Source organism: Rhodococcus sp. 05-2254-6 (assembly GCF_002258565.1).
In the GTDB taxonomy this organism is placed as follows: Bacteria; Actinomycetota; Actinomycetes; order Mycobacteriales; family Mycobacteriaceae; genus Rhodococcoides.
In genome coordinates this window covers 38424-60953 of the sequence record NZ_NOZF01000138.1, presented here as the reverse complement: position 1 = coordinate 60953, position 22530 = coordinate 38424, and the positions used below count along the sequence as shown (strand labels likewise).

The following is a 22530-nucleotide window of genomic DNA, read 5'->3' as shown; positions in this document are numbered from 1 at the left end:
AGGGCTTGTCACACCAGTGGAGGCACCGGCATCATGAACCTGCCGGACACCGACACGTCAGGTCGTACACAGACCGACACGTGAGGTCGTCCACCGATATGGGTGCAGACCAGTCAGACGGTCAACAGTCACCTGCCGAGCGCCTGCTGGTACCACGTACTTGTGGGTATCCCGAGCGCGTTCAGAACCTCGAATATGGGTGGAGTGCCAGCGCCCCTAGTCATGGGTACGCCGGCAGCCAGTAACGACAACTGTTGTCGAAGCCAGCTATTTAGGTCAGCGAGGTAATGCTGGAGTCCGGTCATCTGCCCGTCCTCGACCTCAAGGGTCGGATGCCAGAACCTCTCGGGCAGTCGCGCCAACAGTGACTCGATCGAGTCTGAGACAGCCTCCGTACCGCGTCGGCGGGTCATCGGACCACCTGGAACTTCGCCGCCTTCGAGGCGTCTCTGCGGACGGCTGAGACGGCTTCTCGCTTCGCCTCGATCTGCTCGTCCGTGTCGGGTAGTCCGAGCTTGCCGAGCAGCTGAGCGAGCAGTCCGCGCTGGAAGCGGACCTTGGCTATCAACGGGCGGATCGTCAGCTGCCGAGCCGAACCGAGCACCGTCACCGGTTCGCTCCGCTGACCCCGCTCGAGTTCTGCGATCTTGTCGGTGACTCGGCACGCACGGGTCAGGATCTCGACCTTGTGCGGTTCGGCCTCGAGCTCGAACTCGTCGAGCGTCGTCGTCCATAGTCACTTGCCAGCAGATCCGAGGCTCTGCGGCATCCTTGGGCGTCTCGAAGTAGGCACTAAAAGCCCCTTTCTTTCGGGTTAAATCGCCCCTGACATGGGGCTCGCTTGAAAAATGAACTTTTCGTTTGCTCACGGAGGACGGCACCCGCATTACGTGGCGATCCTTAGCGCGTGGGCAGGGGTGTATCCCCCTGGGTGGCCGGCACGAGACGGACATTTCCACTGGTCAGGCACGGTAGAGGCCGGCGATAAGCCAGGCCCCGGAAGCGCACACACCCGAGCAGGCACGCTGCACCCAGGGCAGCAGCGGCGTACTCGTGCGAGCAGTGCGGGTCGGTGGGTGTTGTACCGAATGTCCGAGTCTGAGACGTTGGAACAGTGAGCGAATCAGAGATGCAAAGAGGCAGAATCCCTGTGTTCCACCTCGGAGACCGTCTTCGTAAGGCGCTCGATAGTTCGGATGTCTCGGTTGCGGAGATGGCCGACTACGTCGGGTACGCCAGAGAGACCGTTGGCCGATACCAGAACGGCCACTCCAGGCCGCCGTCTTGGGTAATCAAGACGTGGGCGATCAAGACTGGCGTGGACCTCGAGTGGCTTCGTACCGGTGTGCCATCACCGAGAGCGGAATGAACTAAAGGCTTGACCGGATCTCCAAGGATCTTCGTCCATTCACGATGCCAATTCCTCGATAAGCCAACGCTCGCGGTCATCGAGGTATGAATCGGCACAAGCGTCCGGTTGAGCTTCCTCGGCTATGGCTGCCCACAGCCGAAGCTGCTCCGCTCGCCCGAGGCGTTCTCGGTGGAACCGATCAGCTACCCGTTCTTCGTAGTCCGCTTGGCCGTACGCCTCGGCCACCCGGTCGAGATCGGCCTGGGGATCGACCGTGTACCGCGCCCCGCGCTGACCGTGCTTCACCAACAGCTTGTGCTCGGTCATTCGTTTCAGCTGTGAACGGACGGTGTTCGAGCTGACACCCGTCGCCCTCTTGATCTGGTCGACGGTCGCACCGCCCTCGGGCGCGGTGCAGAGCAGGTAGTCCCAGACTCGACCAGCGCTCTTGCCGAGCGCTGCTCGGGTGAACGCAGCGTGTTCCGTTGTTACCAATACCGGGACATACAAAGTAGTTTGGGACCCATATAACTCTGTATGTCCACTTATTGGTACTAACGGTTTCCAGTCCAGGTTGAGATGGAACAAGTCGGAGTGCCCAGTCCCGGACTCCCCAGAGGTCCGGGACGTGAACAACCCTTTGCCAGCAAGACGCTTGAGCGCCTTGCTCACGGCGGACCGTCCGATCTTGGCTCGTGCAGCCAGCTCGCGGGTGCTGGCGTTCACGGTGTACCGATTCACTTCGTGTCCGAGGTTGACGAGAGCGACGGCAACGGCGCGCTCCGACGAGCCGCCCCGTCTCGGCCACGGAGACGCTTGAATGAGAGCCAGTAGGTGGCCCAGACGCTCGCGAACCGATCGGTCTCGGTACCCCCAGTCGAAGTGGTCCTCGGCGTAATCCCATGCACGCCGGATCTGCATGTCGAACTGCCCGCGAGTCTTGAGGCTGTTCTCCCCGAGGAAGTCGAGTCCCAGTGCGGAGTCCCAGAGAAGCTCCGAGAACTCCGCGAACGTCATCCCAGCGCCGTAGCAGCTGAACGCTACGGACCCGATCGCACGGTAGGTCGTGCGGCGAGTCAGCTCAAGATCCAAGAGCTGCTGTGTTCGTCTAGGTAGTTCGGTAATCATCGCTGTTGTTGCCTCCCTGGGCTATACGGATGTTTTCGGCCAGCGCAGCGAGTTCTGACTCGCTGAACATGAGCCCGTTCGAGTGGCCCTCGACCTTGATTCGGTACTGCACTCGATTCCTCGCCGCGGACCAGGATTTGGTGACCGTGGACTTTCGATCTGTGTTCACTGCTGCCCTCTCGTGGTTGTTCAACCCGGCATCTGGGAGACCGGCCCCGAAAGGCCGGTCCTCCCGTGGTGGCTCTTTATCGGACGGACACCCAGCGCTCACCCGTACGCTTCGGCTGAGGCTGAGCGTCGATCTCAGCGCGAATGGCCTCGGACTCCTGCGGGGTGTTGATCGTGAACTCGATGCCCTCCTTCGCGGCGACGAAGTACAACGGCCCGATCTGATTCTCAAGCGCGTTTCCGGCCTTGCTGTGAGCGGTCAACAGCTTCGAGAGTTCGTCCCGAGTCGTCGGTTTAAGTACCCGCAGAACAGGATCCGGCTTGCCGACGTACTTCGGCAGCTCCAACAGTTTCGCAACCCACGAGTCGACGGCGGAGATCGTCGCCTTCGCTGTCTGCGCTGCCTGGAACGCGGCGAGAGCCTCTGGACCGGCTTTCACGAGGCCGTCCGAGGTCAGATCGGAGGGTAGCTCGGAGACTGCCTCGACGTAATCGGCAACAGCCTTCTCGAAGCCAGGGCGAAGCTGTTCGATCATGTCGGGAACGGCGCTGCTGGCCTCGCGGAGGATGCCTCGGGTGAACCCGTCGCGGATACGCCGTGCGGCTTCTTTGTGCTTGGCCGCTGCGGACAAGTCTCCGGCAAGCGAATCGACGGTTGCCTCGAGGTTCTCCATCGTCAACGCCTCGAGGTCGACCGAGAGGTCCGGGTCCGAGAGGTACCCGACTTCGTCGTGCATCGTGAGCTTGTGGGTGAGGCTGTTCGGCAGCTTCAATCCGAGATCGGTGCTCCAGCGCCCGATGTACTGGACGGTGAGTTCGGCTTCGTAGATCATTCGTGCTCCTTCGTGTGGTGGTCGGCAGGCGAAACCTGCCCTAGAGACGGCGATGGACCGCTACCTCAGCGGTCCTCGGTTGTGCGTATTCGGTTGTGGTGCAGCAGCTTCGGTGAATCAGCCAGCGAAGTCCTGACGGTTCTCGATCGCTCGTCGGAGCAGATCGGCAACCGACTCGGTTCCTGCGGTGGTTCCGTTAACGGTCGCTCGGCTCGCTCCTGCGATCGCGTTCTCGAGCAGTTGCTTCGAGTTCAGAGCGGGCACCGGTTCCGGCTCGGGCTTCGGCGTCAATGCGTCGATGACCTTGTCCCAATGGTCCCGAGTATCGGGTTCCGGCTTCGGTGCCTCGAGCCGAGCGTTGTTGGCTCGTCGCTGAGCGAAACGTTCGTTGATCGCCGTAGTGATCGGATCTTTCAGTGTCGGTGACGGCTTGCGTGAGGCCGAGCGAGAGATGATCCTCTCGACGCTGGCCGCTATCTTTCCGTTCGTTGGCATGTAACCCTTTCTTCGGTGGTGTCGGGTGTCGTAACCCTCGGTTGCGGTGAAAGTCGCTCAGAATCGAGCTGAGCGCTTGTTGTGGCCCTGCCTGTACGTTCATCGAGCAGCGTTGCGTTGCAACGTCTTCACTCGGTGTAGTTGGCGCCCAGAGCATCGGCTAGCTCGTCCACGCTCACGGGTCGGTCACCGTCGACGAAGCGAACTCCTCTGGCTTCGAGAGCCTTGACGAACTCCAGTGCCGCGCGTTGCTTCAGACGCGGCGTTCGTTGGCGGCTCGTCTGCACAACCGGCACCAGCCGTCGGATTGCCGGTCTCGAGAAGACCGGATCGGGTGCCCTTGTGGGCAGAGTTCCTGTACGTCCAAATCTGTATTCCTCCTTCCTGTTTGAACAGGGTTTGCGGTACACGAATAAGCCCCAGCGCAAAGCTGGAGCGTGCGAATAAAGCGATGTGGTCGAGTGACCGAAGACGAAGGGCTGTTCGGCCCTTCTGCTCTACCTATGGGATTCAAGTACTACGAGTGGTCATGCAGCTGCTGGCGCGAGAGCTTCGGCCTTCTTCCTAGCTCTATACCGACGTTGTTGATCCCGTTCTTTGAGACGCTGGCACTCGGTGGCTTTGCAGACCTTGGGCTGCCCACCGCGCCTGCGGTACAAGCCGTGGGCCTTCGAGTAGCAGACGTTGCATCTGCACTTCGACCACGGACGTTCCCCGAACTCGCACGGAGCGTCGAATACAGGAAGTTCCAGCGGTCCTCCGCAGTATCGGCAAGTGGTCGGTAGTTCGGCTGCCCGAGAGAAGGATTCGACGCTGAACCGGTGACCGCCCTCGATCAGGTCCCCGAGGTCTACTGCCGCCTCGGCCAACCTCACCTCGTCGGTTCGGAGCATTCGTCTCGCCCCGTAGTCCTTCTTCGGGACTACGAGTTCTTCTCCTCGCTCGTTCTCAGTGAACGCAATCTGGGACAGTTCGTGGTTCGGGGGTGGATCATTGAGCCAGTCGCTGGCGTCGGGTGAAGACATATTTCTCCTTACTGTTGGTCAAGCGACCCGTTGTCGCTCGTGTCGTGAATGCCGTATTCGCTCGATGAGCTACGGCAGGATGCTCGGCATGATTGATCCGATCTGGGCAGGTGTCGTCGGCGGTGCCGTCGGTGGTGGGTTCACCACGCTGGCGACCATCTTGGGAGCGCGGAACGAGCGCAACGGCAGGCTCGACGAGCTGGACAAGACGCGAGACATTGCCGAGGACAAAGCTCGGCGTGAGTACAAACAGAAGCTCGTGACCGACTGGCGAATCGGTCTTGCACAGGCCGCACAAGACGAGGCCGAGTGGGGACGACTCATGGACTTGAACGCGGTAGCACCGATTCGGCCCACAGTCACCGGACAAGTGTGGTTCGAGAGCCTCCGCCCCCACCTCGCGGCATCGGAAGCCGGGTTACAGGCGCTCGTGTTCGGCGCGGAGGTGTCGTACGACCCGGTTCGGGGCTTGCGACTCGCTGATGAGATTGCACGTATCGAACGTGAGTGGGGTCTGATCTAGTTCGGCAAACGCAGCTCCAGCAAGCATGCGGTCTCGCTGGCGGTGGGCACCTCGACCACCGACTCGAGGTAGCCCAGGGCCTGTAATTCCTCGATGCTGTCTGCGACTTGTTCCGGGTCAAGTCCCTCTACGTCGCCGGCCTGACCTGCCTCGCCCAGCGCATAGCAGACGCGACGATCAAGTCGCTGTCGAGTGTGTCGGGATCTTCGCTGACAGCCGTCAGCCATTCGGCAACCTTCAATTCCGTTCCTTTCGTCAGGGGTAGGTGGTCTCCTGCCCACCCTTAGAAAACGACGAGCCATACGGTATATCAAACCGTATGGACACACCGAGTGGTACGGTGCTGGTCATGGCACGAAGGACCGAACCCGACTGGAGCGTCACGATCGACGTCGGTACCGATTGGGTAGTAGAGATGCAGTGGCCCGAGGGTGAGACCCAAGGTGGCCCCGCAGCTCTCGTGATCCGACCGTCAGACCCCGATTCGTACCCCGCAGGCGGTCTATCGAGCACCGTCCTTCGAGAGATCGACTTCCGGTACGCAGCTGAGCGCCTACGCAAGCAGCTCGCGTTCCACGACCGCTGGAACAAAGCCGACAAGAACTACGAAGCCAAGCGGATGGATCGAGTCCGAGCCGCTCTTGCCGAGGGCATCACCGAGGAGTATCTAGCGCTTATCGCCAGCGTGTACGTCCACCGCGTGAACATCGGGCAGGACAAGCCGGTTCAGCAGCTCGCAGACGAGCTGGGCAAGTCCCTGACGACCGTGAAGGGGCACTTGTGGCAGGCGCGTAAGCGCGGCTTACTCACCGGGTCCAGCGGACGCAAAGGCGGTCAGCTGACCCCCGAGGCGACCCAGATCCTCGAACGAATCGTCCCCACCGAGGGTTGACGCAAGGATTGTCCGAGTTCACCGCTACATTGCTGCGATGAGCAGTGAGCTGTGGGCGGCGATAATCGGTGGAGTGGCAGGTCTCGGAACGGGCGTCGTCTCGTCCCTGTTTGCTCCCTGGGCGAAGTGGGCGGTCGACAAGCGTCAGATGAAATTGCAACACAGATTGGCTTTGTTGACGCAGTCAAGGGACGGACTCGGTGAGTACCGAAGGACGGGCAAGTCCATCTCCAGCAAGAATTGGTATCAACAGCTGCGTCCGTACTTGTCAGTCGACGCCCGAGCCAAGGCCGAATTTCCACTTGTCCCAGCAGCGTCGGACCCCGAGGGCCGCAGAGATCGGGTGCGCGTGATCTCTGCGTTGCTGGCAGAGGAGATTGACCGGGTCGAGCGCGAATGGAAGCTGAACAATTGACCGCGCAGTGGTTGGCGCAGGAGCCCCCTGTATCCGTCGCCCCGGTTCCGACCGTCGTAGTCGAGCCACAGGTTACGATCCCGCCCGAACTGCTGGAGACGCTGACGCCTCCCGATCCAGGCTGGTTCACGCAGCCTGTCGCCACAATCTTGGCGTCGTTCATCGCGCTCGGCGCAGCCATAATCGCTTGGCGGGGCGTGAAGCGTCAGATCAATGCAGCCGCAGGCAACCTAGCCCGGCAGATCGACGCCGAGGCTAAGAAAGAAGACCTCGCGCTAAAACGTCAGGCACTTATCGATGGAATCGCGGCGTTGACCGAGGCAAGACAACTACTCCTGTCCCGTAGATACCTGCCTCGTAAGACGCATGACGATTGGTCGGTATTCGTGAAGCAGCTCGACCTCAATCTTCAACGGCGTAACGAGGTCAGTGCACAACTAATCGCGCTACACCTCCAGGAATCTCGACGTCTCTTCGGCGAAGTCAATACCCCGCTGATAACGGCTGCTGGAAATTACGATTCCGCGACCCAGTTTGATGAACGACTAGCGGTCTACGATGCCGCCCAAGAGGCTGCAATCGACCAGTTGGAAGCTGACGTTGCGAATGCGAGGAACAACCTCCAAAGTCACCCAGAGGCCACGAAGAGATGGACTCTTAGCTTGCCGTTTGGTGTCGAGGTCGTCAGGGCCGGGCGCATCAGGCCTAAGGGCTGAGAACATCGCCCCACATGGCAGCAGCTCCCCTGAAGCGTATTTGCTCTCCCAGCGTCTCAAGATCCCCGAGGTTCAGCCTCACGTTCGGCTCTTTCTCGTCGCCGTCGAACGTCCACGTCAGCTCGACGCCCATCGTCCTGAGCCAGATGTTCCGCTGCTCGGTGGTCTGACGCTCCCACCACTGCGAGAACAGCTCACCGGTCGGTTGCCACGTCCAGCCTGCCGCCTTCGTCTCGGCCTTCGACAGCTCTTCCTGCCGAGCAGCGAGCTCGGCTATCCGCTGGTCCAGCTTGATCCTCTGAGGAGTGCCGGCCTTGAATGGCCCGGTACCGAGCTGCTCGACGAGATCGGTCAGGGTCGAGTCCAGCTCGGCCAGCTCTGCCGAGTGATCCGATCCCGAGTCCCGCACTCGTTCCTTCCGCTCGGATTCACCGAGCATCGTCAGCAGTAGCGACTCGACTACGTCGTCTGCGTAGTCCTCCCTGATCGTTCGGTTCCCGCACGTCGACTTGTACTGAGCCGACGCACACCGGTACCGCACCGCACGTCCGGTACCACCCTTGAGGCGGTACGCGGGCCTGCCACAGACCCCGCACTTGATGACTTGGAGCAGCAGCGACTGGGACCGCTTCGTTGGTTCCTTGCGGTTCTCGCGGCTGCCGAGTTCGGCTTGCATACGCTCGAAGACGGGCACCGTCAGGATCGGTTCTGCCCGAATAATGGGAGAGCCGTCGTCGGCACGAACGACGGTCTCGGGTCCGAACTTCTTCTTCCCGTTCGAGTCGCGCTGAATGCGCCCCTGATCGTCTGTCAGCGGTTCTCGGGTAACCGCGTACCCCAGCAGAGTTGGAGACGACAGCGAGCGTTTCAGCGGTCCAGGGTGCCACTGATAGCCGCTCATCTTGCGGCCCTGATGCTCTGCGAACCTATCCTTCGCGGTTGGTACACCGCGCTCGGTCAGATCGTGAGCGATCGCTCGCAGCGGTTCGCCACCGAGCACCCGATCGACCACCGACCGGATGACCACGGCGGTCTTCGTGTCCTGGACGTACTTCCACGTCCCGTCGTCCTGCTGCTCGGGCAGGTACCCCCACGGGGGTACACCGCCCCTCCACTTCCCAGCTTTCACGTTGTGCCGGAACGCATTCGAGTTTCGCTCGGAGATAGCTTCGAGTTCCATCTCACCGAACGACGCGACAAGCTGGGCGATGACCTTGCCGACCGGAGTCGACAGATCGAAGTGAGACTCGGAGGCCGAGACGAGGTTGACTCCGTAGTCCTCGGACCAACGGATCATGTCCGTCAGGTGGTGCATACGCCTGACGAGCCGGTCGACCCGGTAGAACACGATCACGTCGTACTCTTCGGGCTTTGCGAGCCAGCCTCGGAGAGACGGACGATCGAACGGTGATGTAGATCCAGCTGAGACGTCCAGATCCTCGGCAACTCCGATGACGTCGTACCCTCGAGATGAGCACAGTTCCTCGCACGTCCGACGCTGGCGCTCGGGACTCGTGGACTCGTCTGTCATTCTGGATAACCGAACTACAACAAGGGCTTTCGGCGCGGCGGCTGGCCCAACAAGCATGGATGTAATCTTACACAATTGAATATGCGATCGGCACCATTGCCGCCGCGGCATTCGGGGCAGTGCAGCACACGGTGGATCTCGCGCGGATCCTCCGCGCCACGGACACGTCTGGCCAATTAGTCGCCTATTTCGCTGGTCAGTACGCGGGCCAGAGCATCCAGTTCGATGGTCACATTTTGCGGCGATAAACAACCACGAAGATTACGAAACTCGCTACGACATTTTGATCGGTGCCAGGGATTGCGACGAAAGTGACGGCGGTGGGCCGAATTTGCAGTTTCGGGACGTAAATATCGTGTCTGACCTAGGGCTCACCGGCCCTGGCATCCCGGACACGTTGAGTGTCCCCGACTCTCTCCGAGTCACCGCGGTCGTGGAGGAATTCGAGGAGAGGACTTGTCTTCTACTACTCGATCCCGTCTCTATTAAGGTCCGATAGTCAATCGCGAGGTCTCGGACTGTAACACCGTGGCAGATCGCCGCTGCAACAAACAAACGTCTGCAGAACATTACGTGCCTTCGCGTGACGCACTAGTGGAACTGGCCGAGTTACACAAGCTCCACATAGTCGTTGAACGTCGAGTCCCATATACCAGCGCAGCGATCAGGCCAGTCCAGCTAAGTGGGAGGTGTCGTTCACCAATCGCACCGAAGCCCCGCCGTCGGGGTAGAACTCCGCGATGCTCAGCGACGCGAGGTCGAGGTGCAGTCGATACAGCAGCGACGGGCCGACGTCGAGTGCGAGTTGCAGCAGCATCTTGATCGGGGTGACATGGGTGACCACCAGCAGCGTTTTGCCGGCGTACTCGGTGAGCAACTGGTCGCGGGTCGCTTCGATGCGCACGCGCACCGCGTCGAAGCTCTCCCCGTTCGGCGGTGCGACGGAGGTGTCGCCACGCCACGCCTTGTGGCCCTCCGGGTGACGTTCCATGGCCTCGGTGAACGTCAGTCCTTCCCAGTCACCGAAGTCGGTCTCGATGAGACCGTCGACTGTGGTGACGGGCAATCCCAAGCGGTCGGCTGTCGCCGAGGCGGTCTGTTGCGCGCGCGCCAGTGGCGAGGCCACGATGGCATCGATATCCGTTCGTGAGCCGAGAACCGTTGCGGCAGAATCGGCTTGACGTCGACCCAATTCGGTCAGATCCGGATTGCCGCGACCGGAGTAGCGGCGGTCGACCGACATCGGGGTCTGTCCATGGCGCAACAGCAGCAGTCGGGTGGGTTCTCCCATGGCACCGGTCCACCCGGGCGACTCGGTCTTCTTCGCAACCGGCTCGGCATCGGGCAGTTCCGTCAGGTCGATGCCCTCGGCAGCGGCGTCCATCGCCTCGTTCGCCAGTGCGTCGGCGTGCGAGTTCTGCGCGCGCGGAATCCACTCGTAGGTGACGGAATCGAATTCGCGAGCAAGTTCGGCCGCTTGTCGCTGAAGCGGAATCATGTCCGGATGCTTCACTTTCCAGCGCCCGGACATCTGTTCGACGACGAGTTTCGAGTCCATGCGGACTGCAACCTCACGGGCCCCGACGTCACGGGCCGCGCTCAGCGCAGCGATCAGTCCGTTGTACTCGGCGACGTTGTTCGTGGCCACGCCGAGCGATGCCCGACGCTCGGCGAGAACCTGCGAGCGATCGGCACTGAACACCACTGCGCCGTACCCGGCCGGGCCTGGGTTACCACGCGATCCACCGTCGGCCTCGGCGACGACCCTCGATACCTGACTCAAATTCCGGATTCCTTGGTGCGCACCAGGATTGCATTGCACTCGGAGCAACGAATGAGAGCATCCGCTGGCTTGTTGGCGATGCTTGCGATCTCGTTGCGATCGAGTTCGATACGACACGCTCCACAACGGCGTGCCTGCAGCAGTGCCGCACCTCGGCCGGTGAGTGCTCGCTGCTTCTCGTAGAGCGCCAGCAGGTCCGCGGGCAATCCCGACGCCAACGATTCGCGGCGCTCGGCGCTGCGCTTCTCGGCGACATCGAGGTCTGCGACGGCGTCGTCACGGCGACGACCGGCGTCGACGAGTTCGTCCTCGATCTGCGTCAGCTGCGCGCCGGCGTGCTCGTAGTCCCGCTCACTGGCCTCGCGCTGCTCCATGACCTCGAGTAGTTCCTCCTCGAGAATGCCCTGGCGACGTTCGAGGCTGCCGAGTTCGTGCTGCAGTTCGGTCATCTGCTTGGGGGCGATGGTGCCGCTCTCGAGCATCTTCTTGTCGCGAGCCTCGCGTTGCCGGACCGCATCGACCTCGCCTTCGAGTTTGCGGATGTCCCGGTCGAGATCGTCCATCGAGATCTGCACCGTCACCGCGGCATCCTTGCGGGTGGTGCGCTCGGTCTCGAGCTTGTCCACCTCCTGCTGCTCGGGGAGGCTCTTGCGGCGGTGGGCGATCTGCGAGAGTTCGGTATCCACACCGGCCAATTCGAGCAGCGAGGCCTGGACTTTGGGATCGACGTTCACGCTTGATGACTCCTGCGACTATGGAAGTTGGTTCCGATCACCCTACCGGCTGCTCGAAAGCAAGAAAGCCGGATAGAGGCCATCAGGGTCGTTTCTGCAGGCTCCACTCCTGCCCGACCGCAAGTCAGATGGTCCACGGGTCGGTACGCACCTCGGTCACGCGGCTGCTCCACCCGTCGGTGTCGCCGAACGCGGCGTCGACGATGCCTCTCGCCTGTTCGCACCACGGAAACTCCGAGGCCCAGTGCGCGGTGTCGATCACGGCGGGTCCACCGGCGCGCAGATGCTCGTCGACGGGGTGGTGCCGCAGATCCGAGGTGACGTACACATCGGCGTCGGTGCGCGCCACCGCGGACAGGAACGAGTCACCCGCTCCCCCACACATCGCAACCACCGAGACCGTGGCCTCAGGATTCCCTGCCGCACGTACTCCCCATGTCGTGGCAGGCAACGCCTCGCGGACGACGTCGGTGAACTCGGCGAGGGTCATCGGATTCGGTAGCTTTCCGATGCGCCCCAAACCGGTGCACGACGGTAAGGCCGCGGACTCGAAGACGTCGAACGCGGGCTCCTCGTACGGGTGTGCCCGACGCATCGCCGAAAGCACTTCTGCACGTAGCCCTTTCGGGGCAACGACTTCGATGCGATCCTCCGCCTCGGTGTGCACCTCTCCGGCAACACCGAGCGTCGGGTGCGCATTCGGACCCGGACGGAATTGGCCGAGTCCTGCGCTCTGCCAGCTCGCTTCGCTGTACTCGCCGATCTGTCCGGCTCCGGCGTCGAACATCGCCTGTCGCACTGCGGCCGAGTCGGAGGTCGGCACGAAGACCACCCACTTGTCGTGTGCGGGAGCAGGAATGGGGTCGAGTGGCCGGGTGTCGACCACCCCGAGGGCGGACGCGAGTGCATCGGAGACACCGGGATCGGCGGAGTCGGCGTTGGTGTGGGCGGTGAACAGCGCGCAGTCGGCCTTGATCAGGCGATGGATCACCGAGCCCTTCGCGGTATCGGCCGCGACGGTGTCGACGCCTTTGAGCAGCAAGGGATGGTGGGCGACGATGAGGTCGGCACCCCGAGCGATGGCGTCGTCGACCACGGCGTCGGTGACGTCGACGGTGTACACGACCTGCTGCACAACAGCTTCGGGATCCCCGCACACCAGGCCCACCGAGTCCCAGCTCTCGGCCAAGCGCGGTGGGTACGCATCGTCGAGTACCTCGATGACGTCCGCCAGTGTCACTGCCATGGTCGATGCTCTCCTCACAGAACGGTGTTCAACGCGTCCACCAGTATGTCGACCTGCTGCGAGTCCCGTACTGCGACGCGCAGGTAGTGACGGTCGAGCCCCGGGAACGTGTCTGCACGCCGCACCGCGATACCCATCGTGCGCAGGCGTTCTCGGACCGAATCGGCTCCGTCGACGCGCAGCAGCAGGAACGGGGCGCGAGCCGGGCCTGCGACAAAGAGGCCGAGAGCCTCGAATCGCGGGATCATCGCGGTTCGTTCGCGGTGAATTCGTTCGGACTCGGCGCGTGCCTGCTGCGTCGCGAACGGTTCGGTACAGGCGCGGATCGCTTCGAGCTGCAGGCTCCCCAGCGGCCAATGCGCGCGGCCGTATTGCAGCTTCGCGAGGACGTCGGGGTGGCCCAGCGCATATCCGCATCGCAATCCCGCCAGCGCCCACGTCTTCGTCAGACTGCGCAGAACCAGTACGTCGGGAAGGCTCTGTGAGGCAATCGACTCCCCCGACCCGAGAACGGCGTCGGCGAAGGCCTCGTCGACCACCAGCGTGCGTCCGGGTCCACGCAGACCCAGTACCGCCTGACGGGGATGCAGAACCGAGGTGGGGTTGGTCGGATTGCCGAGGATCACCATGTCGGCGGCATCGGGCACGAGCGTCGGATCGAGCTCGAAGGGCGGCGGCAGGATCACTCGGTGCACCGAAATGCCCGCCTGCTCCAGCACCCAGTCGGGCTCGGTGAACGACGGGTGGATCGTCGCCACCAGCTGGGGCTCCAGCCGCGGCAGCATCGAGAAGCCCTCGGCCCCACCGCTGAGCAGCAGCACCTCGTCCGGTGAGCGGCCGTGGTGTTCGGCCACCTGTTCTCGTGCGGCCTTGTCGGCGGCCGTGCTCGGGTACGTACCCAGCGAATTCAGTGCCGCAGCCAGCCGATCGCGAAGCCATGCCGGCGGTCCGTCGCCCCGCACGTTGACTGCGAAGTCGACGAATCCGGAATCGACCTCGACGTCGCCGTGGTGACGGAGTAGCGCATCGGGATCGGCAGCTGTGTCGGACATCGCGACGAGCGTAGCCGCGCCTTCACAGAACAGCCCGCACCGATAGGCTCGGGCCATGTCTGTCGATGCTCCAGCGTCCGTTGTCCTGTTCGATCTCGATGGGACGTTGACCGATTCCGCACCGGGAATTCATGCCGGTTTCCGCCATGCATTGGCGTCGGTGGAGGCTCCCGAACCGACCGAGGAACAGCTGTCGATGGTCGTCGGACCACCCCTGATCGACACGCTGCGCGGGCTCGGCCTGGACGAGGATGCAGCGCAGCGTGCCCTGGCGGCGTACTTCCAGCGCTACGACGAGCGGGGCTGGGCCGAGAACACCGCGTTCGACGGCATCGAGACGGTGTTGACGCGGTTGCAGGATCGCGGCGTGCGCCTCGGCGTTGCGACGTCGAAGTCGGAGCGATTCGCCGTCCGGATTCTGGACCACTTCGGTCTGTCGCGGTACTTCGAGTTCATCGGCGGTGCCAGCAACGACGGCACCCGACGGGCGAAGTCCGACGTGATCGCGCATTCGCTGACCAACCTCGGCATCGATCCGGTGGAGTCCGCGGACGGCGGCACAGCCGGGGTGATCATGATCGGTGATCGTGATCACGATGTGCACGGTGCCGCTCGATTCGGCATTCCCACGGTGTACGTGGAGTGGGGCTACGGCGTCGACGGCGAGAGCGACGACGCCGCGTTCACCGCGTCGAGCATGGACGAACTGGCCACCGTGCTGGAGCAGAACACGGCGGCCGTGCAGTGAACGAGCCACTGCATGTGACCTTCGTGTGCACCGGCAACATCTGCCGGTCGCCGATGGCCGAGAAGGTCTTCGCCGGGCATCTGCGCGACGCCGGTCTGGGCGACGCGGTGCGCGTCTCGAGTGCCGGGACCGGCGGTTGGCACGTGGGCGACGGCGCAGATCCACGCACCGTCGCCGAGCTCGATGCCCACGGATACGACAGCGAACACGAGGCAGCGCAGGTAGGACCGGATCACCTGGCGGCAGATCTGATCGTCGCCCTCGACTCCGGCCACGCCCGCGCCCTGCTGCAGCTCGGCGCTCCGGCAGATCGCGTCGCCTTGCTGCGGTCGTTCGATCCCGATGCCGACGACTCCTCGGTGGCCGATCCGTACTACTCCTCCGATTCGGCGTTCACCGAGGTGCGCGAGCAAATCGAAAGTGCCGTTCCCGGCATGCTGGACTGGGCACGGTCTCGACTCTCTCGCTGACCCGGCTACCGTGGTGGAGTGCGAAAGTTAGCGTTCTTGCTGCGACCCAAATGGTTGGTGCTGGCTGCGGTGGTGCTGGCCTTCGCGTTCCTGTGTTTCAGCGTGCTCGCTCCGTGGCAGTTGGGGAAGAACACCTCGACGTCCGCGCGCAACGATCTGATCACCCGATCCGTCGACGCGGATCCGGTGCCGATCTCCGACGTTCTCACCGCAAACGGGTTTCCGGCCGAGGACGAGTGGCGTCGGGTCATCGCCTCCGGGGCCTATGTCACCGATTCCGACGTGCTGGTGCGACTGCGCAGCATCCGCGATCAGCCCGCATACGAGGTCATCACCCCGTTCGTGATCGACGGCGGGCCCACTGTGCTCGTCAATCGCGGGTACGTGTTGCCGGTGGAGGGAACCAGAGCGCCCGAGTTCGAGGCGGCACCCGCCGGTGAAGTGACGCTGAACGCACGGGTACGCCAAGCCGAGGGCACCTCGCGCGAGCCCGTCGAGGACGACGGCCGGCTGCAGGTCTACAACATCAATCCGGAACAGATCGGCGCGGCGGTCGGAGTCGACGGCATCGACGGATACCTACAGCTCGACGACGCTCAGCCGGGCGGTCTCGGCTTGATCGAGCTACCGCAGACCGACGCGGGCCCCTATCTGTCCTACGGTCTGCAATGGCTGGCGTTCGGCATCATGGCACCGCTGGGTCTGGCGTATTTCGCTCGGGCGGAGATACGCGAACGCCGCAATTCGCGTGCCGAGCTCGCGAATGCGATGTCCGGCGAGCCGGAGACCGAGCCCGAGCCCGAGCCCGAGGACAAGGCCGGACCGGACGAGGAAGAAGAATTCACGCTGCCCACCCGCCGCGAGAAGCGGGCAAAGGCGCGCGCGGCGTCACGCCCGACGACGCCGTCGGATCCTCGCTTGGCCGATCGCTACGGCAAGAATCGCTGACGCGACCGCGGACAGTTCCTGCACTCGGCTCGACAGTGCCACCGATCGACGAAGATCGCGTGCGGTCGGCGAGTGGCCGTCACCGAGTGTCGGCCTGATCTCGATGCCGTGACGGTACTGCGTTCTGCCGCCGAGCTGCAGCCCCAGTGCCCCGGCAGCCGACGCCTCCGCAACACCGGCGTTGGGGCTGGGGTGCTGCGCGGCGTCGCGTCGCCACATCTTCAGGGCTCGGGCGGGCGATCCCTGCACCGAGGGCGCTGCGACAACCGTCGCCACACCGGTGACGCGAGCCGGTAGCAGGTTCAGAACGTCGTCGATTCGCGCTGCGGCCCAACCGAAACGCAGATACTTCGGGGACCGGTAGCCGACCATCGCGTCGAGCGTGTTGCTCGCTCGGTAGGCCAGAATTCCCGGGACCCCGGCCAGTGCTCCCCACACCAGCACTCCGACGGTCGCGTCGGAGGTGTTCTCCGCGATGGACTCCAGTGCGGCGCGCGCGAGGCCGTCGGAGTCGAGTGGTTCCGGATCCCGACCGCACAGTGACGGCAGCAGTGCGCGTGCGCTCGCGAGGTCGTTGTTGTCGAGCTGGTCCGCCATCTGCCGACCCACCTTCGACAGGGACGTGCCACCGAGGGCGGCCCAGGTAGCGGCCGCGACCAGAGCGACCTCGGCGGGTGCACCCACACGAACGGCCACGCGGTTCGACCCGACGCCGAGTGCGGTCACCGAGCCGATCAGCGCGACTGCGTGGACGACGCCCAGCGTCCGACTATCGCGATAGAGGACGTGTTCGACGCGCAGCGCCGTGGTGCCGAATCCTGCCACCGGGTGCCAGCGTTGTGGGTCTGCGAACACTCGATCGAGGCCGTAGCCGACCAGTAAGCCGATCGCTCGGGGGTGTGTCCACATCCCACGAATCTTGCCAACTGTGCACCCGGCGCAGGAATTCGGTATGCCGGACTCAGCGCTGGCGGTACGCGCCCGCCAACTGGCGGCCACGGAAATTCATGTCGCTTCCGTCGTTGAGCAGTGCGATTGCCATACCGACGAAGCCGACCGTTGCCATTACGAACAGTGTCATGATTCCCCCAGAATCTCGAGTGGATCCGCGTCCGCGGATGTGTCTGTAACAGATTGTTACCCCTATCTTCACTGTTTCCCACTTCTTTGAGGTCGGCGTCACGTGTGTCCGTCATCACGAGACGCGCGTCTCATCGAAACGTCCAAATATCAACGGCCACCGGCACTCTCGGACTGTGCACTTCTCGCGTCGTTACTGCGACACAGGAAAGAGATGTTGTTCGTCGGTCACGACCGACCGCAGGAATTCGTCGACGGCCTTCACCCGCGCCAGACCGGTCAGCTCTCGCGGCACCACCGTCCAATACGTCCGCTCGACCGAGACGACGCCGGGCAACACCGACGCGAGGGCCTCGTCGGGCTCACCGATGTAGCTGGGCAAGGGCGCAATTCCCACCCCGGATCTCGCCGCGATCCACTGCCCGGTGATGTTGTTGGTCTGAATCTGCGCGCGGCCCTCCGGCAGAATCGCATCCAGGATTCGCAGCGGTGCCACATCGAGCAACGCGTCGACGTACGAGATCAGCGTGTGTTCTCGTAGATCGTCGACGGTGTCGATGGGCGACGTCGCGGCGAGATACTCGGCGGCAGCGTAGAGCCCGAGGGAGTACGTGGCCAACCTGCGAGTCACCACGAATCGCGGCGACGGCCGCTCCAACGTGATTGCGATGTCGAATTCCCTGGTGGCCAACGAGTTGTGCTCGGTCGCGGTGACCAATTCGATGTCGAGGTCGGGGTGCTTGTCTCTGAGCAGCCCCAGTTTCGGTGTCAGAACGAACGCTCCGAACCCGTCCGGGGCTGCGATGCGAACGGTCCCTCGCAGTGTGCCGGTGTCGGAGGTCTGATCCTCGAAGGCGGCGATGAGTGTCGATTCGACGGTCTCGGCATATCCGACGAGGCGTCGACCCGCCTCGGTGAGTCGCCAACCCGTCGGCGTTCTGTCGAACAGGCGTTGACCGGCCGATTTCTCGAGCGCGGTGATGCGCCGACCGACGGTGGTGTGGTCCACACCGAGAGTGTGCGCGGCGTCGGTCAAACGCCCGGTCCTCGACACTTCGAGGAAGTAGCGGAGGTGGTCTGCGTTGAACACCCACCGAGACTATCGCCGGTGTGCATTTCTGCACAGCGATCTGCGGTTTTGGCCTTTGACATGTGCATCCTTACAAGTGAGACTCGGAACACACCGATGGAAGGATCGAACGTTGACCGACGTCATTGCGCACTGGCTCGATGGAAAGACCTATTCCGGCACCTCCGACCGAACCGCGCCCGTCACGAATCCCGCGACCGGTGAGGTCACCGGCGCGCTCACCCTGGCCGATCAGGGCGACGCCCGGGCGGTCATCGACGCCGCTGCAGCCGCATTCCCGGCGTGGCGTGACACCTCCCTCGCCAAGCGCACATCGATCTTGTTCTCGTTTCGAGAATTGTTGAACGCGAGGAAGAACGAGCTTGCCGAGATCATCACCGCCGAGCACGGAAAGGTGCTCTCCGACGCCCTCGGTGAGATCTCTCGTGGCCAGGAAGTCGTCGAATTTGCCTGCGGCATGGCGCATCTGCTCAAGGGCGGATACACCGAGAATGCCTCGACCGGCGTGGATGTCTACTCCATCCGCCAGCCGCTCGGACCGGTCGGCATCATTTCCCCCTTCAACTTTCCGGCCATGGTCCCGATGTGGTTCTTCCCCATCGCCATCGCGGCCGGCAACACCGTGGTACTCAAGCCCTCGGAGAAAGACCCGAGCGCGAGTATCTGGCTCGCCCGGCTCTGGGCCGAGGCCGGTCTGCCCGACGGGGTGTTCAACGTCCTCCAAGGCGACAAGGTTGCCGTCGACGAACTCCTCGAGAACAAGAAGATCAAGTCGATCTCCTTCGTCGGCTCCACCCCCATCGCCCAGTACGTCTACTCCACCGGCACCGCACACGGAAAGCGCGTCCAAGCCCTCGGCGGTGCCAAGAACCACGCCGTCGTACTCCCCGATGCAGATCTCGACCTCGCCGCCGACGCCATGGTCAACGCAGGCTTCGGCTCCGCAGGCGAACGCTGTATGGCCATCTCCGCACTCGTGGCCGTCGGGAACGTCGCCGACGAACTGGTCGCGAAGATCGCCGAACGCACCACCCCGCTGGTCACCGGCGACGGCACCCGAGGGGCAGACATGGGTCCACTCGTCACCAAGGCCCACCGTGACAAGGTCGCCTCGTACGTCGATGCAGGCGAAGCAGCCGGAGCCACCCTCGTCGTCGACGGACGCACCGTCCAGCCCGACGGTGGCACCGACGGTTTCTGGCTCGGCCCCACCCTCATCGACAACGTGACTCCCGACATGAGCGTCTACACCGACGAGATCTTCGGACCGGTCCTCTCGGTCGTCCGCGTCGAGACCTACGACGACGCGCTTCGACTGATCAACGAGAACCCGTACGGCAACGGCACCGCCATCTTCACCAACGACGGTGGGGCTGCCCGCCGCTTCCAGAACGAGGTGGAGGTCGGCATGGTCGGCATCAACGTGCCCATCCCGGTTCCCATGGCGTACTACAGCTTCGGTGGCTGGAAGAACTCCCTCTTCGGCGACAGCCACGCCCACGGCACCGAGGGTGTCCACTTCTTCACCCGCGGCAAAGCCGTCACCAGTCGCTGGCTCGACCCCAGCCACGGCGGCATCAACCTCGGCTTCCCTGAAAACAGCTGAGCCCAGAAACAGAGCTGACGCATGTGCACGGAACTTCGTAGCAGGTTACGAATTTCCGCTCACATGGGTCCACAGCGCTAAGGAGCACACCCATGGTTGCCAATATTTCGTTTCCTCGGTTCCTCAAGCTCGGCGGCGGTGCCGTCGAGGATCTGGGGACGGTTCTGACCGACCTCGACGTGTCACGGCCGTTGCTCGTCACCGATGCGTTCATGGCCGGTAACGGCTCGGCGGATCGTTTGATGAAGATCATGACCGATGCCGGTAAGACGCCTGCATTGTTCTCGGGTACCGTTCCGGATCCGACGACCGATTCGTTGGTCGCCGGTCTCGACGCGGTGCAGCAGCATTCGGCCGATTCGATCATCGGGTTCGGCGGTGGCAGTCCGATGGACACGGCCAAGGCGTTGGCCATCCTCGCGGTGCAGGGCGGCACGATGCGGGACTTCAAAGCTCCCGTGCTGTCGACCGGCCCGGCCCTACCGATCATCGCAATCCCCACCACGGCCGGAAGTGGTTCGGAGGCAACTCAGTTCACCATCATCACCGACGTCGCCTCGGACGAAAAGATGTTGTGCCCCGGCCTGTCCTTTCTCCCGATCGCCTCGATCATCGACTTCGAGTTGACGATGTCGATGCCGGCACGCCTGACGGCCGACACCGGTGTCGATGCTCTCACCCACGCCATCGAGGCGTACGTCAGCAAGAAGGCCAACCCCATCTCCGACGGTTTGGCGCTCAGCGCGATTCGCACGATCGGGACGTCGTTGCTGCGGGCGTATCGGGACGGCGGCGACCGGCAGGCGCGCGAGGCGATGATGCATGCCTCGACGCAGGCGGGAATGGCCTTCTCCAATGCGAGCGTCTGCCTGGTGCACGGGATGAGTCGTCCCATCGGGGCGCATTTCCATGTTGCACATGGGCTTTCCAATGCGATGCTGTTGCCCGCCGTCACCGCATTCTCGATCGACGGGGCACAGGCGCGCTACGCCGACTGCGCACGCGCACTGGGCGCGGCGTCGGAAAGCGATTCCGATCAGGTTGCCGGTGGCAAGTTGCAGGATGCGATCGTCACACTGTGCCGTGAGGTGGAGGTGCCGACGCCGGAGACCTTCGGTATCGACAAGGCGAAATGGGACGACCTGTTGCCGCTCATGGCCGAGCAGGCACTCGCGTCCGGCAGCCCGGGCAACAATCCGGTCGTGCCGACCGCCGAACAGATCGTCGATCTGTACCGGCAGGTGTACGCGGGAATCTAGTCGCACTCACTCCGATGCGCGGGCGGCAACAGTGTCGCGCCGCGTATTTCGGCGTTGCACCATGATTCCGCCGATCACGGTCACTGCGGCGAGGACGGCCGAGAGCAGGATCGACGACCGCTGCTCCGGCCGCACCACCATCATCACCAGGACGAAGACGATGAACCCGATGGCCAGGTAGGTCAACCACGGGTACAGCCACATCCGAACGGCAGGGCGTTCGTCGTCGCGGTCGAGTTGACGTCGCAGCACCAGCTGGCTGCTGGCGATGGCGAGGTAGACGAAGAGCGCGACGGCCCCGGTGGTCGCCAGCAGGTAGGTGAAGAGTTTCTCGGGCAGGATGTAGTTTCCGACCACGGCGAGGAAGCCGAGCACCATCGAGGCGATCACCGCGATCCACGGCACCCCGTTCGTGGTGATCTTCTTGACCGCCCTGGGTGCGTCGCCTCGATCGCCGAGCGAATACAGCATGCGCGACGCGGTGTAGAGCGCAGAGTTCAGGCAGGACGCAACGGCAGTCAGGATGACGATGTCCATGATGGTCTCGGCGTGCGGAATTCCCATCTTGGACAGCACGAATTGGTACGAGCCCGTATTGGGATCCAGCTCGTTCCAGGGCACCAAAGCGACGATGACGAAGATGGAACCGAAGTAGAAGATCGAGATTCGCCAGATCACCGAGTTGGTGGCGCGGGTGATTCCCTTCGCCGGGTCCTTGGATTCAGCAGCAGCGATGGTGACGATTTCCGAGCCCATGAACGAGAACATCGTCGTCAGCATGGCCGCGATCACCGCGCCGAACCCGAGAGGCATGAATCCTCCCGAGGCCCAGAGTTGGTCCACACCACTGACTTCCGAATCGGGTAGCCATCCCAGGATGGCCGCGATCCCGAGGCCGATGAACGCGATGATTGCCACCACCTTCACCAGCGCGAACCAGAACTCGAATTCGCCGTAGTTACCGACGCTGATCAGGTTGGTCGCGGTGAGGGCAATGACGATGAGCAGTGCCCACATCCACTGGGCTCCGCCGAGCCAGTTGGTGAGAATCGACGCTGCCGCGGTGGCTTCCACCGGTATCACCAACACCCAGAACCACCAGTAGAGCCATCCGACCGAGAACCCGGCCCAATGTCCGAGTGCGCGTGTGGCATAGGTGGAGAACGAGCCGGTGTCGGGATTGGCCGTCGCCATCTCCCCCAGCATGCGCATCACCAGAATCACGAGTGTTCCCGCGAACAGGTACGCCAGCAGCACCGCCGGGCCTGCCGTCGCGATCGCGTTGGCCGAACCCACGAACAATCCCGCGCCGATGACTCCGGCTATCGAAATCATCGTCACGTGCCGTGGTTTCAGGCTGGTACCGAGTCCGTTCTCGCCGGTGTCCGGCTTCTCCGTAATGGCCATCCCTGTAGTCGAACACAATGTGAACGCCGA

At 63.3% G+C, this 22530-nt stretch carries 25 protein-coding genes; 11 read left to right on the top strand and 14 right to left on the bottom strand.

Annotation, left to right across the window (positions count from 1 at the left end; genetic code table 11):
• Nucleotides 1-409 precede the first annotated feature (409 nt).
• From CH256_RS17540 to CH256_RS27740, 6 genes are all read right to left on the bottom strand, one after another.
• A complete protein-coding gene (locus tag CH256_RS17540; protein WP_094670143.1) occupies nucleotides 410-610 on the bottom strand; it encodes a hypothetical protein in 201 nt (66 codons plus the stop codon).
• A 798-nt stretch (nucleotides 611-1408) separates the two neighbouring features.
• A complete protein-coding gene (locus tag CH256_RS17530) occupies nucleotides 1409-2368 on the bottom strand; it encodes a hypothetical protein (protein ID WP_143536614.1) in 960 nt (319 codons plus the stop codon).
• A 356-nt stretch (nucleotides 2369-2724) separates the two neighbouring features.
• Nucleotides 2725-3480, bottom strand: coding sequence for a hypothetical protein (locus CH256_RS17520; protein WP_094670140.1), 756 nt, complete (start codon nucleotides 3478-3480; stop codon nucleotides 2725-2727).
• 117 nt (nucleotides 3481-3597) lie between these two features.
• Nucleotides 3598-3975 (bottom strand): hypothetical protein, encoded by a 378-nt coding sequence (locus tag CH256_RS17515; protein ID WP_094670139.1) that lies wholly within the window; start codon nucleotides 3973-3975, stop codon nucleotides 3598-3600.
• Nucleotides 3976-4103: 128 nt separating this feature from the next.
• Nucleotides 4104-4262 carry a hypothetical protein gene (locus CH256_RS27745; RefSeq protein ID WP_256989471.1) on the bottom strand — a complete coding sequence of 53 codons (159 nt, stop codon included), beginning with the start codon at nucleotides 4260-4262 and terminating at the stop codon, nucleotides 4104-4106.
• 240 nt (nucleotides 4263-4502) lie between these two features.
• On the bottom strand, nucleotides 4503-5000 hold the full coding sequence (locus CH256_RS27740; RefSeq protein WP_143536613.1) for a hypothetical protein: 498 nt from the start codon (nucleotides 4998-5000) through the stop codon (nucleotides 4503-4505).
• An 88-nt stretch (nucleotides 5001-5088) separates the two neighbouring features.
• Here CH256_RS27740 and CH256_RS17505 point away from each other — a divergent pair, with 88 nt between their 5' ends.
• The 4 genes from CH256_RS17505 to CH256_RS17485 all read left to right on the top strand — a co-directional run bounded on the left by CH256_RS17505 (nucleotide 5089) and on the right by CH256_RS17485 (nucleotide 7546).
• Nucleotides 5089-5523, top strand: a complete 435-nt coding sequence (locus tag CH256_RS17505; protein ID WP_143536612.1) for a hypothetical protein — start codon at nucleotides 5089-5091, stop codon at nucleotides 5521-5523.
• 349 nt (nucleotides 5524-5872) lie between these two features.
• Nucleotides 5873-6415: a sigma-70 family RNA polymerase sigma factor gene (locus tag CH256_RS17495; protein ID WP_094670147.1), complete on the top strand. Its 543-nt coding sequence runs from the start codon at nucleotides 5873-5875 to the stop codon at nucleotides 6413-6415.
• A gap of 37 nt (nucleotides 6416-6452) precedes the next feature.
• Nucleotides 6453-6830: a hypothetical protein gene (locus CH256_RS17490; protein WP_143536611.1), complete on the top strand. Its 378-nt coding sequence runs from the start codon at nucleotides 6453-6455 to the stop codon at nucleotides 6828-6830.
• Nucleotides 6812-7546, top strand: coding sequence for a hypothetical protein (locus CH256_RS17485; RefSeq protein WP_143536610.1), 735 nt, complete (start codon nucleotides 6812-6814; stop codon nucleotides 7544-7546). Before CH256_RS17490 ends, CH256_RS17485 begins: the two co-directional genes overlap by 19 nt.
• Here CH256_RS17485 and CH256_RS17480 read toward each other — a convergent pair.
• Entirely contained in the window at nucleotides 7536-9134 is a 1599-nt protein-coding gene (locus tag CH256_RS17480; protein WP_094670133.1) for a recombinase family protein, read from the bottom strand. The two genes, CH256_RS17485 and CH256_RS17480, sit on opposite strands and share 11 nt — an antisense overlap.
• A 62-nt stretch (nucleotides 9135-9196) precedes the next feature.
• Here CH256_RS17480 and CH256_RS29025 point away from each other — a divergent pair, with 62 nt between their 5' ends.
• Both CH256_RS29025 and CH256_RS29020 read left to right on the top strand, forming a co-directional pair.
• Nucleotides 9197-9325, top strand: coding sequence for a DUF4839 domain-containing protein (locus tag CH256_RS29025; RefSeq protein WP_373454836.1), 129 nt, complete (start codon nucleotides 9197-9199; stop codon nucleotides 9323-9325).
• Nucleotides 9322-9576 (top strand): DUF4839 domain-containing protein, encoded by a 255-nt coding sequence (locus CH256_RS29020; protein WP_373454837.1) that lies wholly within the window; start codon nucleotides 9322-9324, stop codon nucleotides 9574-9576. The genes CH256_RS29025 and CH256_RS29020 overlap by 4 nt, the downstream gene beginning before the upstream one ends.
• Before the next feature lie 165 nt (nucleotides 9577-9741).
• On the opposite strand, the gene CH256_RS17475 is transcribed toward CH256_RS29020, so the two are convergent.
• The 4 genes from CH256_RS17475 to cobC all read right to left on the bottom strand — a co-directional run bounded on the left by CH256_RS17475 (nucleotide 9742) and on the right by cobC (nucleotide 13892).
• A complete protein-coding gene (locus tag CH256_RS17475; protein ID WP_094670132.1) occupies nucleotides 9742-10860 on the bottom strand; it encodes a bifunctional RNase H/acid phosphatase in 1119 nt (372 codons plus the stop codon).
• Complete coding sequence (locus CH256_RS17470) at nucleotides 10857-11594, bottom strand: zinc ribbon domain-containing protein (protein WP_032394446.1); 738 nt, start codon at nucleotides 11592-11594, stop codon at nucleotides 10857-10859. Before CH256_RS17470 ends, CH256_RS17475 begins: the two co-directional genes overlap by 4 nt.
• A 124-nt stretch (nucleotides 11595-11718) precedes the next feature.
• Complete coding sequence (locus CH256_RS17465; protein ID WP_094670131.1) at nucleotides 11719-12840, bottom strand: Nif3-like dinuclear metal center hexameric protein; 1122 nt, start codon at nucleotides 12838-12840, stop codon at nucleotides 11719-11721.
• Between the two features lie 14 nt (nucleotides 12841-12854).
• Nucleotides 12855-13892: an Rv2231c family pyridoxal phosphate-dependent protein CobC gene (cobC, locus tag CH256_RS17460; protein ID WP_094670146.1), complete on the bottom strand. Its 1038-nt coding sequence runs from the start codon at nucleotides 13890-13892 to the stop codon at nucleotides 12855-12857.
• Nucleotides 13893-13947: 55 nt separating this feature from the next.
• Here cobC and CH256_RS17455 point away from each other — a divergent pair, with 55 nt between their 5' ends.
• Genes CH256_RS17455 through CH256_RS17445 form a run of 3 tightly spaced genes read left to right on the top strand, consistent with a single transcriptional unit; the run spans nucleotide 13948 to nucleotide 16058 of the window.
• The gene (locus CH256_RS17455; RefSeq protein ID WP_094670130.1) at nucleotides 13948-14640 is read left to right on the top strand and encodes an HAD-IA family hydrolase; all 693 of its coding nucleotides are present in this window, start codon (nucleotides 13948-13950) and stop codon (nucleotides 14638-14640) included.
• On the top strand, nucleotides 14637-15110 hold the full coding sequence (locus CH256_RS17450) for a low molecular weight protein-tyrosine-phosphatase (protein WP_179272133.1): 474 nt from the start codon (nucleotides 14637-14639) through the stop codon (nucleotides 15108-15110). Before CH256_RS17455 ends, CH256_RS17450 begins: the two co-directional genes overlap by 4 nt.
• Nucleotides 15111-15128: 18 nt before the next feature.
• On the top strand, nucleotides 15129-16058 hold the full coding sequence (locus CH256_RS17445; RefSeq protein ID WP_094670129.1) for an SURF1 family cytochrome oxidase biogenesis protein: 930 nt from the start codon (nucleotides 15129-15131) through the stop codon (nucleotides 16056-16058).
• Here CH256_RS17445 and CH256_RS17440 read toward each other — a convergent pair.
• Both CH256_RS17440 and CH256_RS17435 read right to left on the bottom strand, forming a co-directional pair.
• Entirely contained in the window at nucleotides 15999-16967 is a 969-nt protein-coding gene (locus CH256_RS17440) for a cobalamin biosynthesis protein (RefSeq protein ID WP_094640160.1), read from the bottom strand. The two genes, CH256_RS17445 and CH256_RS17440, sit on opposite strands and share 60 nt — an antisense overlap.
• Nucleotides 16968-17331: 364 nt before the next feature.
• The gene (locus tag CH256_RS17435; RefSeq protein ID WP_094670128.1) at nucleotides 17332-18228 is read right to left on the bottom strand and encodes a LysR family transcriptional regulator; all 897 of its coding nucleotides are present in this window, start codon (nucleotides 18226-18228) and stop codon (nucleotides 17332-17334) included.
• A 112-nt stretch (nucleotides 18229-18340) separates the two neighbouring features.
• Between CH256_RS17435 and CH256_RS17430 the strand changes: the two genes are divergently transcribed.
• Both CH256_RS17430 and CH256_RS17425 read left to right on the top strand, forming a co-directional pair.
• A complete protein-coding gene (locus tag CH256_RS17430) occupies nucleotides 18341-19834 on the top strand; it encodes a CoA-acylating methylmalonate-semialdehyde dehydrogenase (RefSeq protein WP_094670127.1) in 1494 nt (497 codons plus the stop codon).
• Nucleotides 19835-19926: 92 nt separating this feature from the next.
• Complete coding sequence (locus CH256_RS17425) at nucleotides 19927-21093, top strand: iron-containing alcohol dehydrogenase (RefSeq protein WP_094670126.1); 1167 nt, start codon at nucleotides 19927-19929, stop codon at nucleotides 21091-21093.
• 6 nt (nucleotides 21094-21099) lie between these two features.
• Here CH256_RS17425 and CH256_RS17420 read toward each other — a convergent pair whose 3' ends face one another.
• Complete coding sequence (locus tag CH256_RS17420; RefSeq protein WP_094670125.1) at nucleotides 21100-22500, bottom strand: amino acid permease; 1401 nt, start codon at nucleotides 22498-22500, stop codon at nucleotides 21100-21102.
• Nucleotides 22501-22530 lie beyond the last annotated feature (30 nt).

What these genes read in the sequence shown, in the direction of transcription:
- CH256_RS17485 (WP_143536610.1), top strand. Translation starts at nt 6,812, where the DNA reads ATGGAAGCTGAACAATTGACCGCGCAGTGGTTGGCGCAGGAGCCCCCT.
- CH256_RS17520 (WP_094670140.1), bottom strand. Translation starts at nt 3,480, where the DNA reads ATGATCTACGAAGCCGAACTCACCGTCCAGTACATCGGGCGCTGGAGC.
- CH256_RS27740 (WP_143536613.1), bottom strand. Translation starts at nt 5,000, where the DNA reads ATGTCTTCACCCGACGCCAGCGACTGGCTCAATGATCCACCCCCGAAC.
- CH256_RS17505 (WP_143536612.1), top strand. Translation starts at nt 5,089, where the DNA reads ATGATTGATCCGATCTGGGCAGGTGTCGTCGGCGGTGCCGTCGGTGGT.
- CH256_RS17480 (WP_094670133.1), bottom strand. Translation starts at nt 9,134, where the DNA reads ATGCTTGTTGGGCCAGCCGCCGCGCCGAAAGCCCTTGTTGTAGTTCGG.
- cobC (WP_094670146.1), bottom strand. Translation starts at nt 13,892, where the DNA reads ATGTCCGACACAGCTGCCGATCCCGATGCGCTACTCCGTCACCACGGC.
- CH256_RS17490 (WP_143536611.1), top strand. Translation starts at nt 6,453, where the DNA reads ATGAGCAGTGAGCTGTGGGCGGCGATAATCGGTGGAGTGGCAGGTCTC.
- CH256_RS17440 (WP_094640160.1), bottom strand. Translation starts at nt 16,967, where the DNA reads ATGTGGACACACCCCCGAGCGATCGGCTTACTGGTCGGCTACGGCCTC.
- CH256_RS17420 (WP_094670125.1), bottom strand. Translation starts at nt 22,500, where the DNA reads ATGGCCATTACGGAGAAGCCGGACACCGGCGAGAACGGACTCGGTACC.
- CH256_RS17515 (WP_094670139.1), bottom strand. Translation starts at nt 3,975, where the DNA reads ATGCCAACGAACGGAAAGATAGCGGCCAGCGTCGAGAGGATCATCTCT.
- CH256_RS17495 (WP_094670147.1), top strand. Translation starts at nt 5,873, where the DNA reads ATGGCACGAAGGACCGAACCCGACTGGAGCGTCACGATCGACGTCGGT.
- CH256_RS17425 (WP_094670126.1), top strand. Translation starts at nt 19,927, where the DNA reads ATGGTTGCCAATATTTCGTTTCCTCGGTTCCTCAAGCTCGGCGGCGGT.
- CH256_RS17530 (WP_143536614.1), bottom strand. Translation starts at nt 2,368, where the DNA reads ATGACGTTCGCGGAGTTCTCGGAGCTTCTCTGGGACTCCGCACTGGGA.
- CH256_RS17455 (WP_094670130.1), top strand. Translation starts at nt 13,948, where the DNA reads ATGTCTGTCGATGCTCCAGCGTCCGTTGTCCTGTTCGATCTCGATGGG.
- CH256_RS17465 (WP_094670131.1), bottom strand. Translation starts at nt 12,840, where the DNA reads ATGGCAGTGACACTGGCGGACGTCATCGAGGTACTCGACGATGCGTAC.